Origin of the sequence: Paracoccus sp. MC1854, assembly GCF_014164635.1 — a bacterium.
GTDB lineage: Bacteria > Pseudomonadota > Alphaproteobacteria > Rhodobacterales > Rhodobacteraceae > Paracoccus.
The window spans coordinates 1-15,053 of record NZ_JACJFU010000011.1 but is presented as its reverse complement, the minus strand read 5'-3'; the positions used below and the strand labels follow the sequence as shown (position 1 = coordinate 15,053).

Annotated in this window: 14 protein-coding genes; 5 read left to right on the top strand and 9 right to left on the bottom strand. The window is 64.4% G+C overall.

Annotation, left to right across the window (positions count from 1 at the left end; genetic code table 11):
* Positions 1-320: 320 nt before the first annotated feature.
* From mnhG to H5395_RS10750, 6 genes are read right to left on the bottom strand one after another with little or no spacing between them, the layout of a single operon-like run.
* A complete protein-coding gene (gene mnhG, locus H5395_RS10775; RefSeq protein WP_182792584.1) occupies positions 321-683 on the bottom strand; it encodes a monovalent cation/H(+) antiporter subunit G in 363 nt (120 codons plus the stop codon).
* Entirely contained in the window at positions 680-961 is a 282-nt protein-coding gene (locus tag H5395_RS10770) for a K+/H+ antiporter subunit F (protein ID WP_182792583.1), read from the bottom strand. Before H5395_RS10770 ends, mnhG begins: the two co-directional genes overlap by 4 nt.
* Positions 958-1,443 (bottom strand): Na+/H+ antiporter subunit E, encoded by a 486-nt coding sequence (locus tag H5395_RS10765; RefSeq protein WP_182792582.1) that lies wholly within the window; start codon positions 1,441-1,443, stop codon positions 958-960. The genes H5395_RS10770 and H5395_RS10765 overlap by 4 nt, the downstream gene beginning before the upstream one ends.
* The gene (locus H5395_RS10760; protein WP_370576441.1) at positions 1,440-3,065 is read right to left on the bottom strand and encodes a monovalent cation/H+ antiporter subunit D; all 1,626 of its coding nucleotides are present in this window, start codon (positions 3,063-3,065) and stop codon (positions 1,440-1,442) included. Before H5395_RS10760 ends, H5395_RS10765 begins: the two co-directional genes overlap by 4 nt.
* Positions 3,062-3,406, bottom strand: coding sequence for a Na+/H+ antiporter subunit C (locus H5395_RS10755; protein WP_182792581.1), 345 nt, complete (start codon positions 3,404-3,406; stop codon positions 3,062-3,064). Before H5395_RS10755 ends, H5395_RS10760 begins: the two co-directional genes overlap by 4 nt.
* Positions 3,406-6,384 (bottom strand): monovalent cation/H+ antiporter subunit A, encoded by a 2,979-nt coding sequence (locus tag H5395_RS10750; protein ID WP_182792580.1) that lies wholly within the window; start codon positions 6,382-6,384, stop codon positions 3,406-3,408. Before H5395_RS10750 ends, H5395_RS10755 begins: the two co-directional genes overlap by 1 nt.
* A gap of 680 nt (positions 6,385-7,064) precedes the next feature.
* Here H5395_RS10750 and H5395_RS10745 point away from each other — a divergent pair.
* From H5395_RS10745 to H5395_RS10730, 4 genes are all read left to right on the top strand, one after another.
* On the top strand, positions 7,065-8,333 hold the full coding sequence (locus H5395_RS10745) for a tyrosine-type recombinase/integrase (protein WP_370576440.1): 1,269 nt from the start codon (positions 7,065-7,067) through the stop codon (positions 8,331-8,333).
* Between the two features lie 588 nt (positions 8,334-8,921).
* On the top strand, positions 8,922-9,131 hold the full coding sequence (locus H5395_RS10740) for a helix-turn-helix domain-containing protein (protein WP_182792579.1): 210 nt from the start codon (positions 8,922-8,924) through the stop codon (positions 9,129-9,131).
* Positions 9,128-11,239 carry a phage/plasmid primase, P4 family gene (locus H5395_RS10735; protein ID WP_182792578.1) on the top strand — a complete coding sequence of 704 codons (2,112 nt, stop codon included), beginning with the start codon at positions 9,128-9,130 and terminating at the stop codon, positions 11,237-11,239. Before H5395_RS10740 ends, H5395_RS10735 begins: the two co-directional genes overlap by 4 nt.
* 133 nt (positions 11,240-11,372) lie before the next feature.
* Positions 11,373-11,906, top strand: a complete 534-nt coding sequence (locus tag H5395_RS10730) for a helix-turn-helix domain-containing protein (protein ID WP_182792577.1) — start codon at positions 11,373-11,375, stop codon at positions 11,904-11,906.
* 147 nt (positions 11,907-12,053) lie between these two features.
* On the opposite strand, the gene H5395_RS10725 is transcribed toward H5395_RS10730, so the two are convergent.
* The 3 genes from H5395_RS10725 to H5395_RS10715 form a co-directional block, all read right to left on the bottom strand.
* Entirely contained in the window at positions 12,054-12,236 is a 183-nt protein-coding gene (locus H5395_RS10725; RefSeq protein ID WP_182792576.1) for a hypothetical protein, read from the bottom strand.
* A gap of 13 nt (positions 12,237-12,249) precedes the next feature.
* Positions 12,250-12,489, bottom strand: a complete 240-nt coding sequence (locus tag H5395_RS10720) for a hypothetical protein (RefSeq protein ID WP_182792575.1) — start codon at positions 12,487-12,489, stop codon at positions 12,250-12,252.
* A gap of 319 nt (positions 12,490-12,808) precedes the next feature.
* Positions 12,809-14,098: a sorbosone dehydrogenase family protein gene (locus tag H5395_RS10715; protein WP_182792574.1), complete on the bottom strand. Its 1,290-nt coding sequence runs from the start codon at positions 14,096-14,098 to the stop codon at positions 12,809-12,811.
* Between the two features lie 399 nt (positions 14,099-14,497).
* Between H5395_RS10715 and H5395_RS10710 the strand changes: the two genes are divergently transcribed.
* Complete coding sequence (locus H5395_RS10710) at positions 14,498-15,007, top strand: hypothetical protein (RefSeq protein ID WP_182792573.1); 510 nt, start codon at positions 14,498-14,500, stop codon at positions 15,005-15,007.
* The last annotated feature ends 46 nt before the right edge of the window (positions 15,008-15,053 follow it).

Genomic DNA, 15,053 nt, shown 5'->3' with positions numbered 1-15,053 from the left:
GTCCTTCCTGCGGCTGCCGTCCGGGGCGGGCCCGCCGGGAAAGACGCGGGCTCGCGCGGGTGTCGGACCGGGTCATAGTCCAGAGTTCCGCCGCAGTCACGCGTCGATCCCGCAAGAAAGGGTCCTTCGCCTGCAGCGGGCGACCGTCTTCCGCTCAGGTGGCCGCGGCGCGTGGGGAAGCCGGCATACCGGGCACGAGGTCATCTGCGGCTGGCAGCGCCTGCCGCTTTCCGGCCGCGTCCGGGGAAAGAAGGGCGGCATGAGCCTGCGCGGTTGCGGGGCCACTGCTCATCCCGCCGCTCTTGCGCCGGACGGCGTTTCTACTTCAGCGGCTCCTGCCGGCCTTCGGTGCCGCGGGGGGGGCGCCCTTCGGCGCGGTCGCGGTGCAGCGCGGCGCGGCCCAGCACCATCAGCGTCACCGGCATTGTCAGCATGATGAGGCAGCCCAGGAAGATCTCGTGGATCACCCAGCGCGAGCCCAGGGTGGAAAACATCAGCATCGAGCCGATCAGGATGCCCGCCGCGCCCCAGCTTGTCCCCAGGGTTGGGGCGTGCAGCCGTTCGTAGAAGCTGCCCAGCCGGATCAGCCCGATGGTGCCCAGAAGCGTCAGGACCGAACCCAGAAGGACGAAGCCTGCGATCAGGATGGCGATGACGGGGGGAATCTGGTCCAGATGGCTCATTCGATCACCTCGCCCCGCATCAGGAACTTGGCCATGGCGGCGGTGGCGACGAAGCCCAGGGTGCCGATGACCAGCGCCGCCTCGAACTGGTAGATGGTGCCCTGCTGCATCCCGGTGACGACCAGCAGCAGCATGGCGCACATGTACATGGTGTCCAGCCCCAGCACCCGGTCCTGCGCCCGCGGGCCGCGCAGCGCCCGCAGCACCGAAAGCACCACCGAGATCACCAGGCAGACCTGGGAAAAGGTGAGGACGACGGACAGGATCGTTGCGCTCATTCGAAGATCTCCATCAGCAGGGACTCGTAGCGGGACTTGATGGTATGGACCCAGTCATCCTCGTCCAGAAGGTCGAAGACATGCAGCAGCAGCAGGCCCTTGCGCGGTTCGTATTCGATCCAGGCGGTGCCGGGCGTCGCGGTCACGATGATTGCCAGCACCGCAAGCCCGTTCGGGCTGGTCATGTCCAGCGGGATGGGGACAAAGCCGGCGCGGCGCCGGCCGCCACGGCCCTGCGTCAGGATCAGCCCCGCCACCGCGATGTTCGAGCGGATGATGTCGCCGCCCACGCGGAAGAACAGCCGGATGATCTGGCGGGGCCGGCGGACCATGATCCGCTCGGGCGTGAGGCGGCGATAGGCGAGCCCGCCGAGGATGCCCGCGATCACGCCCAGCACAAACTGTCCCGGGGTGAAGCTGGTCAGCACCATCCACAGGATGGTCAGGACGACGGTGACGATGGGATGGGGGAACAGGGTCATGGATCGTCAGACCCCACCGGCGGTGCGGTCAGCACCCCCCCGATATAGACTTGGTTCTGGGTCAGCGCGTCGGCGGTGCGGTCGAGATAGCGCAATGCCGGTTCCGCCCGGATCGACAGAAGCACGACCGTTGCCACCAGCATCAGGATCGGCACGATCTCAAGCATCGGCAGCGGCGGTTCCTCGGTGTTGGCCCAGAGGCTCTGGATGCCCCAGCGGACCATCGCCACCAGCGCGCAGAAGCCCGTCACGATCAGCAGCACCACGAAGGCCCAGTGGCCCCACATGCCGGGCAGGACCTTGGCGCGCTCGACCGCGCCCGACAGCATCCCGAACTTGCCGAGGAACCCCGCCAGCGGCGGCAGCCCCGCCACCACCAGCACGCAGGCCAGGAAGGCCACGCCCAGCAGCGCGGTTGCGCCGGGGATGGCCCGGCCCTCGTCGGTGGGCTCGTCGATCTCTTCCTCGGGGTCGGCATAGGCCTCGGCGGTAATCGCCAGAAGCCCGGCGATGCCGCCTTCCTTGCGGCCGATGGGTTCCGCCAGCAGGAACAGCGCTGCGATGGCGATGGTCGAGGCGATCATGTAGTAAAGCGCCGCCGTCAGCATCGGCGCGTCGTCGTAGATCTGCGCCAGCCCGACGACCGCCAGCAGCGTCCCCGAGGACACCAGCACCAGGTTGCCGGTCATCCTGCCCAGATCCTGCGCCTGCAGCACCCCCAGCGCGCCGAAGATCATGGTGGCCATGCCGCCCGCCGCCAGCACGTTGGCGCCGAAGCCCGCAGATTCGCCTGCCCCCGCGCCGAAGAGCAGCAGGCCGAGGCGGATCACCACATAGGCCCCCACCTTTGTCAGCAGCGAGAAGACCGCCGCGACCGGGGGCGAGGCCGCGCCGTAGGCATTGGGCAGCCAGAAGCACAGCGGCCACATCGCCGCCTTGACAAGGAAGGCACCCGACAGCAGCGCCGCCGCCGCATGGACCATGGGTCGGTCGGCCTCGGACAGCCGCGGGATGCGGGACGCAAGGTCGGCCATGTTCAGCGTGCCTGTGGCCCCGTAGATCAGCGAGACGCCCAGCAGGAACAGCATCGCCGCGACGAGGTTGACGGCGATGTAATGCAGCCCCGCCGCCACCCGGACGCGGCCCGTGCCGTGAAGCAGCAGCCCGTAGGAGGCCGCCAGCATCACCTCGAAGAAGACGAACAGGTTGAACAGGTCGCCGGTCAGGAACGACCCGTTGACCCCCATCAGCAGGAACTGGAACAGGGGCGAGAAATGCTGCCCGTTCCGGTGCCATCCCGCGCCCGCATAAAGCAGCGCCGGCAGGGCGATGATGGAGCCGAGCAACAGCATGACCGCCGCCAGCCGGTCCAGCACCAGCACGATGCCGAAGGGCGAGGGCCAGTCGCCCAGCAGATACAGGGTGACCATGTTGCGCCCCATGTCGGCCGAGCCGCCGGCGCGGTCCACCAGCGCGATGGCGACGGCCAGCTGCAGCACGCAGGACAGGATGCCGATCCCCAGCTTCAGCCGCCGCTGGCGTTCGTCATACATCAGCATGATCCCCCCCGCGAGCAGCGGGATCAGGATCGGCAGGACGACGATATGGGCCGGAGAGATCACTGGCCGCGCTCCTTCCCGTCGACGTGGTCGGTGCCGGTCAAGCCGCGCGAGGCCATGATGACGACAAGGAACAGGGCGGTGGTGGCGAAGCTGATGACGATGGCGGTCAGCACCAGGGCCTGCGGCACCGGATCGGCATAGGCGTCGGGGTTGACGAAGCCCCCCTTGGGCATGATCGGGGCAGCCCCCGTGACCAGCCGGCCCATGGCGAAGATGAACAGGTTGACGCCATAGGACAGCAGGCAGAGGCCGACGATGACCTGGAAGGTGCGCGGCCGCAGGGTCAGCCAGACGCCGGATGCTACCAGCACGCCGATGCCAAGGGACAAGGTCAGTTCCATCACACGCCCTCCCGCTGTTGTTCCTGTTCCTCGTGGCGGTTTTCCTGCTCCTCCTTCGGGTCGGCGTCGGCTGCGGTCTCGCGCGCCCGCAGGCGGGACGAGCGCAGCGACTGGTGGGCGATGGCGATCTGGATCAGCACGGCCGCCCCCACTACCGTGGCGAAGACGCCGAGGTCGAAGATCAGCGCCGTCGCCGCCGGCACCTGTCCGATCACCGGCAAGGTGACATACTGGGCATGGGCCGTCAGGAACGGATAGCCGAACAGGAACGAGCCCATGCCGGTCGCCACCGCGATCACCAGCCCCAGCCCGATCCAGCGCACCGGCAGGATGGTGATGCGGCTTTCCACCCAGCGCACGTCCCTTGCCAGGTATTGCAGCAGCAGCCCGATGGCGAAGGCGACGCCGCCCGCAAAGCCGCCGCCCGGCAGGTCATGGCCGCGCAGGAACAGATACATCGACAGCGCCACGGTCAGTGGGAACATCCACTGCATGATGACCGAGGGGATCATCATCATCACGTCGTGCCGCGTGGGCTCGCGTTCCGCCTCGCGCTCGCGCTCGGGGTCGAGGGGGGGCAGTTCGTTGAAGGTCTGCTGCGAGGGCAGCGCCACGCTTTCCGGCGCCGGGCGGAAACGGCGCAGCAGCGCGTAGCAGGTCAGCGCCACGATCCCCAGCACGGTGATCTCGCCCAGGGTGTCAAAGGCGCGGAAGTCCACCAGGATCACGTTGACGGCGTTCGTCCCGCCACCCTCGGCATAGGAATTGCGGCGGAACCAGTCGCCGATGGTCAGCCCGGCGGGCGTGGTCATCACCGCAAAGGCGATGGCCGCGACGCCCGCGCCGCAGACGGTCGCCACCACGAAGTCGATGCCCCGCCGCCTGCGGGCGGTGAAGCGGTCGTCGCCCTCGATCAGCTTCATGCGCTTGGGCAGCCAGCGCAGCCCCAGCAGCAGCAGCACGGTTGTCATGATCTCGACCAGGATCTGCGTCACCGCGAGATCGGGGGCCGAGAACCAGGCAAAGGTCACGGCCGTCACCAGCCCGGCACCGCCCAGCAGCGCCAGCGCGGCAAAGCGGTGATACTTGGCCTGGATCGCCGCCCCGATGGCACAGGCGATCCCCCCCATCCACAGCAGCGCGAAGGTCGCGTCGAAGTTCTGCAGCAATCCTTCGGGCACCAGCCGCGCAGCGCCCCACAGCGTCGCCGCCGTCGCCCCGAGGCTGAGCAGCACCAGCAGCCGCAACTGCACCTGCAGGCGCGGGCTGCCGACCCGGCGATAGGCCCAGGCGGGCCACTTGCGGGTCAGCACCAGCATCAGGCGGTCGAAGACCTGCTGGCCGCGGACCAGCGACAGGAAGGCCGGGGCCTCGTTCGCCTCGGACAGACGCCGCGCCATCAGGAAATACAGGATCGTGCCCGCCACCAGGGCAACGATGCTCATTGTCAGGGCGACGTTGAAGCCGTGCCACAGTGACAGGCTGTAATAGGGCGCGTTCTCGCCCAGCACCGCCAGCACGCCCGCGTGCAGCGGACCGCCGATCAGGGCTGCGGGCCACAGGCCCACCAGCAGGACGATGGCGACCAGGAACTCGACCGGGCGGCGCATCCAGGCCGGCGGCTCGTGCGGTTCCTTCGGCAGGTCGGTGGCTGGGGGACCGAAGAAGACGGTGACGATGAAGCGCAGCGAATAGGCCACGCTGAAGGTGCTGGCGATGGTGGCGATATAGGGCAGGGCCGCGTCCAGCCATGTGCCGTTGTGCCAGTCGGCGGCCTCGGCGAAGAACATCTCCTTCGACAGAAAGCCGTTCAGCAGCGGCACGCCCCCCATCGCGGCGGCGGCGACGATGGCCAGCGCCGCGGTGCGCGGCATCGAATGGCGCAGCCCGCTGAGGCGGCGCATGTCGCGGGTGCCGGTCTCGTGGTCGATGATGCCCGCGGCCATGAACAGCGAGGCCTTGAAGACCGCGTGGTTCATGATGTGGAAGATCGCGGCCACGATCGCGCCGCCGCTGCCCATGCCGCACAGCGCGGTGATCAGCCCGAGGTGACTGATCGTCGAATAGGCCAGCAGCCCCTTCAGGTCGTTGCGCCACAGTGCGATCACCGCGCCCAGCAGCAAGGTCAGCATCCCGGTGCCCGCGACGATCCAGAACCAGGCATCGGTGCCGCCCAGCACGGGCGAGAAGCGGACAAGGATGAACACCCCCGCCTTCACCATTGTCGCGGAATGCAGATAGGCCGAAACCGGCGTCGGCGCCGCCATCGCGTTCGGAAGCCAGAAATGGAACGGAAACTGCGCCGACTTGGTGAAGGCCCCGATCAGGAACAGCCCCAAGATCCACAGATACCAGGGATGCTCGCGCACCCGGTCGCCCGCGGCCAGCACGTCGTCCAGGTGGTAGCTGCCGGCGGCATGACCCAGCAGGATCATCGCCATCAGCAGGCAGAGGCCGCCCCCGCCGGTCACGATCAGCGCCGTCCTCGCCCCGTCGCGGGCGGCGGCATTGTGGTTCCAGTAGCCGATCAGCAGGAAGGAAAAGAGGCTGGTCAGTTCCCAGAACACCACCATCAGGATGATGTTGCCGGAAATCAGCATCCCCACCATCGACCCCGCGAAAGCCAGCAGGAAGCCGTAGAACCGCGGCACCGGGTCCGAGGGCGACAGGTAGTAGCGGGCGTAGATGACGACCAGCAGCCCGATGCCGTAGACCAGAAGCAGCATCAGCCAGGAAAAGCCGTCCAGCCGCAGCGTCAGGTCAAGCCCCAGCGAGGGCGCCCATTCGATGCTGCGGGCCACAGCCTGCGCATCGGCCACATCCCCCATGACCGCGAACAGCGCCAGCAGCCCCGCGATCATCACGCCGCCCGCCAGCATCACCTCGGCGTTGCGGGCGGTGACGGGCATGGTGACGGCCAGGATCGCGCCCGCGAAGGGCAGCACCGCAAGCAGGAGAAGGAGGTTCTGGGCGAGCATTCGTCGGCGGCTTGCCTTTCTTCGTCCGGTTGCGGCTTGCAGCGCCGCGCGATTTGATCGACCTCGCGGGCCGGGTTCTGGGCGCGGCGCAGGGAAACGGTCCCGCCGCAAGCGCTTTCCGAAGGCCATCGCGGGGATGCCACCGGGCAGGCACGATGCGCACCTCCGGGCCGGACTATGCCCGCCCCTTGCGTATCCGCAAGGTCGGAAAACGGCCTCAGCCTGCCAGAAACTGCTTTGACGCCGAGCTACAGGGACAGTTCCGGGGCGTCAATCACCTGTCCCGGACAAACGGACTCACAAAAGCGCAAGCCGCCCCGGATGGTGCCGGAAGGCTGGCGCACGTCGATGTCGCAGGGGATTTCAGTGGTGAGCCCAACAGGATTCGAAAATCAAGGCGGTCCGCGGGACCCCGCGTCCGACGTCCAAATTCGGACGCTCTCGGACGTCGGACAGGCCACCTTAAGGCGAGCCGATTATTTCCAACGATTTCAGAAAGTTCAGTGGTGAGCCCAACAGGATTCGAACCTGTGACCCACTGATTAAAAGGCAGTTCAGATCTCCCCGCCTCGACGCTGGTTACCTGACAAGACCGGACATTTCTTGTTACATCTGAAGTGCGTACCGAAAAACCAATTGACGGTATAGGACACCTGGTGCCATCAGAAGGCATTCATTCAGTGACCAATCCGGTGACCAGCATGGCCAAGCTCGCAACCAGCAGCATCCCGAAGATCGAGGTTCCAGCCGCCGGGAAGACCTTCATCTTTGATGACCACAGAGACGCCCCGCGCGGATTTGCCCTTAAGGTCACGGCAGCAGGGTCGCGGGTCTTCGTCCTGCGCTATACCATTGACGGACGACAGCGGCTCAAGACCATCGGAGAGTGGCCGACGTGGAGCCTCGATGCAGCCCGCAAGGAGGCCCATACCCTGTTGCGCGGCATCGGGCAGGGACGAGATCCCTTGGAGGAGAAGCGCAGGCGACGGTCAGAGCCGACAGTCGCCGATCTGGCGGATGAATGGCTCAGGAAGCATGCAAGCGGTCTCAAGAGCGAGACGGACATCCGGCGCTACATCCTCAGCGACCTTGTTCCAGCTCTTGGTCGCCTCAAGGTCTCGGATGTGGGACGGCGCGATGTGATCGAGGTCGTGGAAAAGAAGGCGGAGCAAGCTCCGCGAGCGGCAGCTCAGCTTCTGCTCTATGCCAAGCGGCTTTTGGAATATGCCACTGACCGTAACATCATTCCTCTTAACCCTGTTGCGGGTCTCAAGCCCTCCGCAATCAAGGTCAGTGGTAGGCGCGATCCTCTCAAGACGACTGTCCGAGATCGAGTCTTAGACCAGGATGAGGTTAGGGCGTTCTGGAAAGGAATCGAGTCCAGCAACCTGCACAAGCTGACGGCATTGGCGCTGAAGATGATTCTCGTGACCGGGCAACGACCCGGAGAGGTCGCCGCAATGCGCTGGGATGAGATCGAGGGCGAGGTATGGACCATCCCCGCCCAGCGCCGGGGCAAGACCGAAACCGCCCATACTGTCCATATGACCGCAACAGCGCTGGCAATTCTTGCCGCGGCTAGGATGGAGGTCGAGCGACTGTCGAGGCGGCGCAGGACGACCGAGGCTGTTTATGTATTCGAGACCCGTCCGGGCAAGCCTCTAACTGTCGCCGCTCTGGATCGCGCTGTCGCTCGTGGGAGGGAAGGGGAGAGATGGACGCCCCACGATCTGCGGCGGACCATGCGGACCGGACTGTCTGCCTGCAAGGTCCGCCCTGACATTGCCGAACTGACCATCGGGCACACCAAGCGCGGGATCGTGGCGGTCTATGACCGGCACGGCTTCGAGGCAGAGCGGCGGGAGGCCTTGGAGGCTTGGGAGACATGGCTGCTGCAAATGGTCAACGACAATGTCGTCAGCCTGGCTGGCAAGAGATCATCGGCATAGGCAGAGAGGCCCGCCAACGAGCGACAGACGCGACCTCGTGAGGCCGCTTAAGAGGCGGGCAACCGAACCCGTCTCCCCATCTGCCGGGCTGGGATCGCTCCCGCTGAGCAGGGCGTCGGGAACCGCCTTCCCAAAAGATCAAGGACAGGACGCTGAAGCGCACTCTGCTGGCGAATAAGACGCTTGTCCCGCTTGAGGCGTCGCCGATTATCTGCTGCTGCCCTGCGACCGCTCCCCTTGGCTAACCTGAGCTGACCTCCGCCGTGCGCCAGGTGACCGGCTGCGCGGCCCGCGGCATTCCTTTACTCCCGGCGGATCTGAACCTCTCCTGATCGGGCCGCTGGCGAGTTGCTGAGCCATGGTCGGCACCGAACCACGCCGCGAATCTGATGGGGGATCCGTGCGCCATGCGACAACCAGCTTCCGTCCTCCGCCGCCGAAGGCAGTTTCCCGAAATCGGCCTTGACACTGAAAACTAACCACTTGTAAAGGCTAGTTATTTCCCGAAATCGACGGTTACAGAGCGCATCGAAGCCGCTATTCCTCTGGTTGTCCCGCACGGCGCTGGGACGATCACAGGAGTAAATCATGAATAGTACTAACCACCTGAAACCCGCGGACGTGGCGGCCCTTCTGGGCGTCTCACCCCGCACTCTCAGTCGCTGGCACGCGCAGCGGGTCGGCCCTGCACGATGCAAGCTCGGGCGCACGGTCCTGTATCGCAGGACGGCTGTCGAAGCCTGGCTCGAGAGCAACGAAACCCACCCCATCCATGCTTTCAAGGAAATGATGCAATGACCATGCTCAAGCATGCCCTCGATTACGCCGCCCACGGCTGGGCGGTCCTCCCGCTCCACGGCATCTCCGGCGGCCGCTGCACCTGCGGAAAGCCCGAATGCCGCTCTGCCGGTAAGCACCCGCTGATCAATGGCGGCTGTCACGCGGCAACCACCGATCCCGAGACCATCCGACGGTGGTGGCGCACCTATCCGGATGCCAACATCGGCATCGCCACCGGCAAGGTGTCTGGGCTGATCGTCATTGATGTCGATGCCGGTGAAGGCAAGACCGGGTTTGGAAGCCTTGCCGCGCTCGAGCAGAGGCACGCAGAACTGCCTGACGGTCTCCGTGTGCGCACCGGAAGCGGTGGTCTCCACATCTACTTGGCGGCGCCTCAGGCCGAGATCCGCGGCAGCGCGGGCACGCTGGCACCGAACATCGATATCCGCGCCGAAGGCGGCCTCGTGGTCGCGCCTCCGTCACGTCACATGTCTGGAAGCCCTTATTCCTGGAGGCACCCGCTGCCTGATACCATTCAATTGTCGAAAACCCCCGACTGGCTCGTGCAGGAACTGATCTTGCCGCGGCCTGCAAACACGAACGCTTCACATGGGCGATTCATGTCCAAGGGACAGCGCAACAATGACCTGACGAGCTTGGCAGGCTTTCTCCGGCACAAGGGACTCAGCGAAGAGGAAATCTTCGAAACCCTGCAAAGCGTGAACTCGACCAGGCCGGATCCTGTCAGCATCGATGAGGTCGCGGCCGTTGCACGCAGCGTGGCGCGGTACGAGCCCGGCGGTGCCCAGAGTGAGATGCATGATCTTCCGCAGTCGCGTGACGTGGCCGAAGCCATTTGGAATTCATGCCGTTATGTGGACCAGACGGGCTGGAAGGTTTACGACGGGCGCTCCTGGGTCCAGGACGTGAACGGCACACGCGCCAAGGAGCAGATCAAGTGCCAATTCGAAGCACTTATTGAGAAGGTGAAGGCCAGCGGCGATCCGGACAGGACCAAGGCAGCGCGGGCGTATCTCTCTAATGCCAAGATCAATGCCGTCATGGATCTGCTGAAGACTGACCCCCGCCTCCAAGCTGACGTAGCGGACTTCGACGCTCAATCTGGTGTGCTGAACGTGCGGAACGGCACGCTCGACCTGTCGACCGGCGAGTTGATGCCGCACGATCCCGCATATCTGCTGACCCAGGTTGCCAATGTCGAGTACGACCCCTTGGCGGAATGCCCGAACTTCGACTCGGTTCTGGCTATGGCGCTTCCGCCGGAACACCAGAAGTTCCTGCTCCGTTACCTGGGGTACGCGTTGCTGGGAGACCCCCAGGAGCAGGTGTTTGTTGTCCTCCACGGGGTAGGCGCCAACGGGAAGTCGACGCTGATCAATGCCGTGAGCCATCTGTTGGGGACGTACACCGCGAACGTCGAGCCGGCGACCCTGATCAAGCAGAAGGGTGATCGGATCCGCTCCGACATCGCGCGTCTGCAGGGCGTCCACCTTGCCGTGACCTCGGAGCTTGCCACGGGAGAGATCCTCGACGCAGCGCTCGTGAAGCGCTTCACCGGCAGGGACGTGATCACGGCACGGATGCTCTACGGAACCGAGTTCGAGTACCGGCCGCGTTTCTCGCTGGTCATGACGACCAACGCCTTGCCCGTGATCGATGGGGGAGACGCAGCTCTTGCCCGCCGCCTGATCCTGCTGCCCTTCTCCAGCGTGGTGCCCGAGGGCTGTCGGGATCCCGCCCTCGGCCGCAAGCTGGAGGGGGAGGCCTCTGGAATCCTGAACCGGCTGTTGCAGGGCCTGCATGAGTATCGAGATATCCGTCTGGCGGTGCCGCAGGACCTCAAGGCTGCTTTGTCGGCCTTTGTGGTCTCCTCGGACATGCTGAGCTCGTTTCTCGAGGAGGCGACTGAGCGGGTGGAGGGCGAAGCTGTCGGCGCGCGGGAACTTTACAGGAGCTACCGAAGCTGGTGCGAATCTAGTGGAATCCGAAACCTCAGCGCGCCACAGTTCCGGCAGGAAATGCTGAAGAAAGACTACAAGGCAAAACGGCTGAAGTCCGGGAACGCCTGGAGTGATCTGCGGCTGCGGCAGGCGCGCTTCTATTAAGCCAAGGGTGTAGGCGGTGTAGGTATTTTTCTGACTTTCCTGGAGAGGAAAGGACAGGAAAGGTTAGGAAAAAGGCTACACTGCCTACACCGTCAACAGCCGCCCAATCCATTTTGAAAAAACCGAGGAATATATGAACGAACAACCCGCAGCCAAGCTCTTCAAGGAACCAGCTTACTGGCCGCTGATCCCGCCCTGGTGGCTCCTGTCCTCCACCGAAGCCGCGGCCTTGCTGAACGTCAAGCCCGCCACGCTGCACAACTGGCGCATCCGCGGCTACGGCCCGCCTGCCTACCCCCCGATGTATTTCAAGCCAACCCAAGGCAACCCGCTCTACTACCAGTACGCGGCGCTGCGCAGTTGGGCCGCAAGCAAGCTGGGGCTGAGTTACAGCTTCGAGGATCAGTGTGACAGTTTCTTCTCGGAGATTGCTCCGGTCCTGAACGGAGGCGCCGGCTCGCTGCAGGTCAGGATGGATCTGTTCCACGAGATCTTCGAGGAACTGCGGCAGGGGGCCCTTCAAGGAGCCGCAGGCGGCATGATCAGCAAAAACCATATCCAGACCCTCGACGTCTATTATTCTCGGCAGCCCAAGCCACGGGGGAAACGGCCCCCGGGCAGCCGTAAGCGCTCCGGGTCGTTCCCCGGCAGCTTCCGGGTCCTGTGAGGACTAGGTGGTTTGGAGCCTTCAGTTCCGATCTGAGGAAGCGGGCGGGACTGTTGAGCAGATGGCCTTGGCTGTTCTGGTTGCCGACACCCTTGGCATCTTGGCTCTGAGGGCCAGGGATTCTGCCCCGTGGCAGTAAGGTCTCAATCAGTTCTGCCGGTCCGCATCACGCCAGACGCGGGCTCGGGCCTCTGCAAACGCGGCCATCTCCAGATTGATAGCGCGGACCTCGGCCGCCAAAGCGTGCATTTCGTCGCATAGGCGGTCCAGATCCTCGTGGAGTTCCAGCAGCGCTTCCAACAGCATTTCTTTGGTGACGGGCTCGGTCACGGTCCCTGGCCTCCTAGAGGAGCACGCCAAACAAGATATAAGTCAGGGCGCCAGCGATGATAGCAGCGCTCAGGCCCGCCTTGAAGCTATAGATCACGGGGCTGATCTCCGTCGGCTCGCGCTGGCGCGCGAGGAGTAGTTCCCCAGCTAGGAGCCTGTCGGCCTCGGCGTCCAGCTTGCGGGTCTCAGCCAGCAGTCGCTCGTAACTGGCACGGGCTTCCTGCTCGGGAGCAGGAACGCCTGTATCGCTCATGGTCTGGCCTCCCTTGCCCGTGTTTAACACAAAGTACCCAAATCAGTTGCGTCAAGGTCAACTCCCCATCTGCTTGCACCGCTAGGCCGGCGCGGGCAGCGGGGCTTTGCAGAGGCCTGTTGTCCCAAAGTGTGTGCGACTTGGCAGTAGGCAATAGCACAAGAGAGCGAAGACGATCCTCGCCGAAATCCCAAGCTGACGCCCATCGATCACCCCCCTCACCAACCGCGCAGGATGCTTGCAGCAGGTACCCTGCTTGGAGGAGGGCAATCTCGAACTGCCGACACCCCCCTCGAACGACGTGTAAGGTCCTTGACCGTCAGGCTGCGGTCACCCGCCAAATGATGTCACCGACGTCATCCGCCACCAGCAGGGAAGCCTGGTCGGGGCCCATCGCCACCCCGACCGGGCGTCCGAACGAGACCTTCTCGTCCTCGGACAGGAAGCCCCACAGGATGTCCCGCGGCGGCCCAGCCGGTTTGCCGTTTGCGAAGGGCACGAAGATCACCTTGTATCCGCTGAGGGTCGAGCGGTTCCAGGATCCATGCTGGCCGATGACCATGCCGTCCGGAAACCCGGGAAGCGTCCCCTCGGGCATCCAGCACAGTCCTAGGGAGGCAGTGTGGCCGCCAAGCGCATAATCGGGCGTGATCGCGCGAGATACCATCCCGGGGTCCTGTTCGACCCGATCATCCACGATCCTACCCCAATAGGCATAGGGCCAGCCGTAAAAGCCCCCGTCTTGGACGGAGGTCAGGTAGTCGGGCGGCGTCTCGTCACCCAAGCCGTCGCGCTCGTTCACGACGGTCCACAGCGTTTGGGTGGTCGGCTCCCAAGCCAGACCCACGGGATTGCGCAGACCCGAGGCAAAGATGCGGGCCGTCCCGGTCCGAAGATCAAGCTCCCAAATGGCCGCGCGGCCCTCCTCTGCCTCCATGCCGTGATCGCCGATATTGCTCAGCGATCCGACGCCGGCATAGATCCGTGTCTTGTCAGGAGAGACGATCAGGCTGCGGGTCCAGTGCCCACCCGGCTTGAACGTGACCAGCCTGCGTCCCAAGCCGGTCAGCCGCGTCGCTCCCTCCTCGTAGGGAAAGGCGTCGATCCCGTCGGTGTTGCCGACATAGAAGGTGCCCTCGACCAGCGCCATGCCAAAGGGCTGTTTCTGGCCGTCCAGGAAGACCTCGCGCTGCTCTGCTTTGCCGTCCCCATCCGCGTCACGCCAGAGCGTAATGCGATTGGCGCTTGCGCCCATGGCGCCCGCCCGGCGCATGGTCGCCTGAGCGGCACGATCCAGCAGGGTCTTCGGAGGTCCGGGCTGCTCCTTGGCTTCGGCGACCAGCACGTCACCATTGGGCAGCACCTCGATCCAACGCGGATGGTCGAGGTTCGCGGCAAAGGCATTGACCTTCAGTCCCGGCGCGGCCTCAGGGACCTGTCCGGGTGCCCAGCCCTTCGCGGTGGGCATCTTCAAGGTCATGATCCCCTGTTTTCTGGCTTCGGGAATCGCGGGGGCGTTGCCCACGGCCTGTGTTCCGGTTGCCCCGAAGCGCCGGAGCGCAACCATTGCGCCGCCAACAATGGCGGTCGCCCGTGCCATGAAATCCATGTCCTGCTCACCCTTGGAGGCTGAAGCGACAGTCTATCGCCAAGTGAAGCGCCGTCCAGCATTGCGCCCTTGCCCTCTCGGATTGCCGAGGACGGAGGATTTTCCATCCGGATAGCGGCCACGACCACCGCATTGATCGCCCCTTGGCCGCCGGTAGAGCGAACATATTTCTGCTTAGCAAGACGCCCAGAACCTACCGTCCAGGCGCAACGCAGCAACATTCCGGTTGGCACCATAGTGATGGAAAACGAAGCCAAGCTTCGGGCAAGAAGCAGGCGCTGCTGAAGCAGGCGCACAACGATTAACGGATGCCCCGTCACTCGATTAGTGAGACTGTAAACGTCATAAAGGCAGCATTAACTGCCGTGAAGCATAGAAGTCGAGAAATGAAGGATATAGATGACTCAAGGAAAAATGGTGGTCCTCAAGCCGGTAGTTTGGAACGACAATGGCTATCGCTGGCCTGCGGGGCGGATCGGGTCGAGCGGTTACACAAAGCTCAATGGATACGGCCATGAAGAGTGGAACGGCCGCGATGACTGGGTCTGGGACGGTTGGAAGGTGTTCCATACACAGGCCAAGGGAATGATGCTCGATTATGCAAAGACGGGTCGCCTCAGCATCATTATGACGGCTATAGTCGGAGGGAAGTTCTTCGCCGTCGGAGTCGGATGCAACATTTTCTACAACACGTCCGACGACGCAGCCGCCATTTCGAACGCGCTCGACCTTCCCAGCTATGTCGACAGAATGTGGGAGGTAGAATCGATCCGGATGGCTCATGGCACCAAGACTGCGTTCAATCGACATTGGTTGAAGCATCTGGACGGCGTTGTTGCAGAACTCTGCCCTCGGAAGGATTCACTGGAGTGGTCCAGCGGGTTAAGGGCCTGCCATGACCAGGCCTGAACCCACCCGCTACCGCACGACGAACTGGAAATCCTACAATGATGGG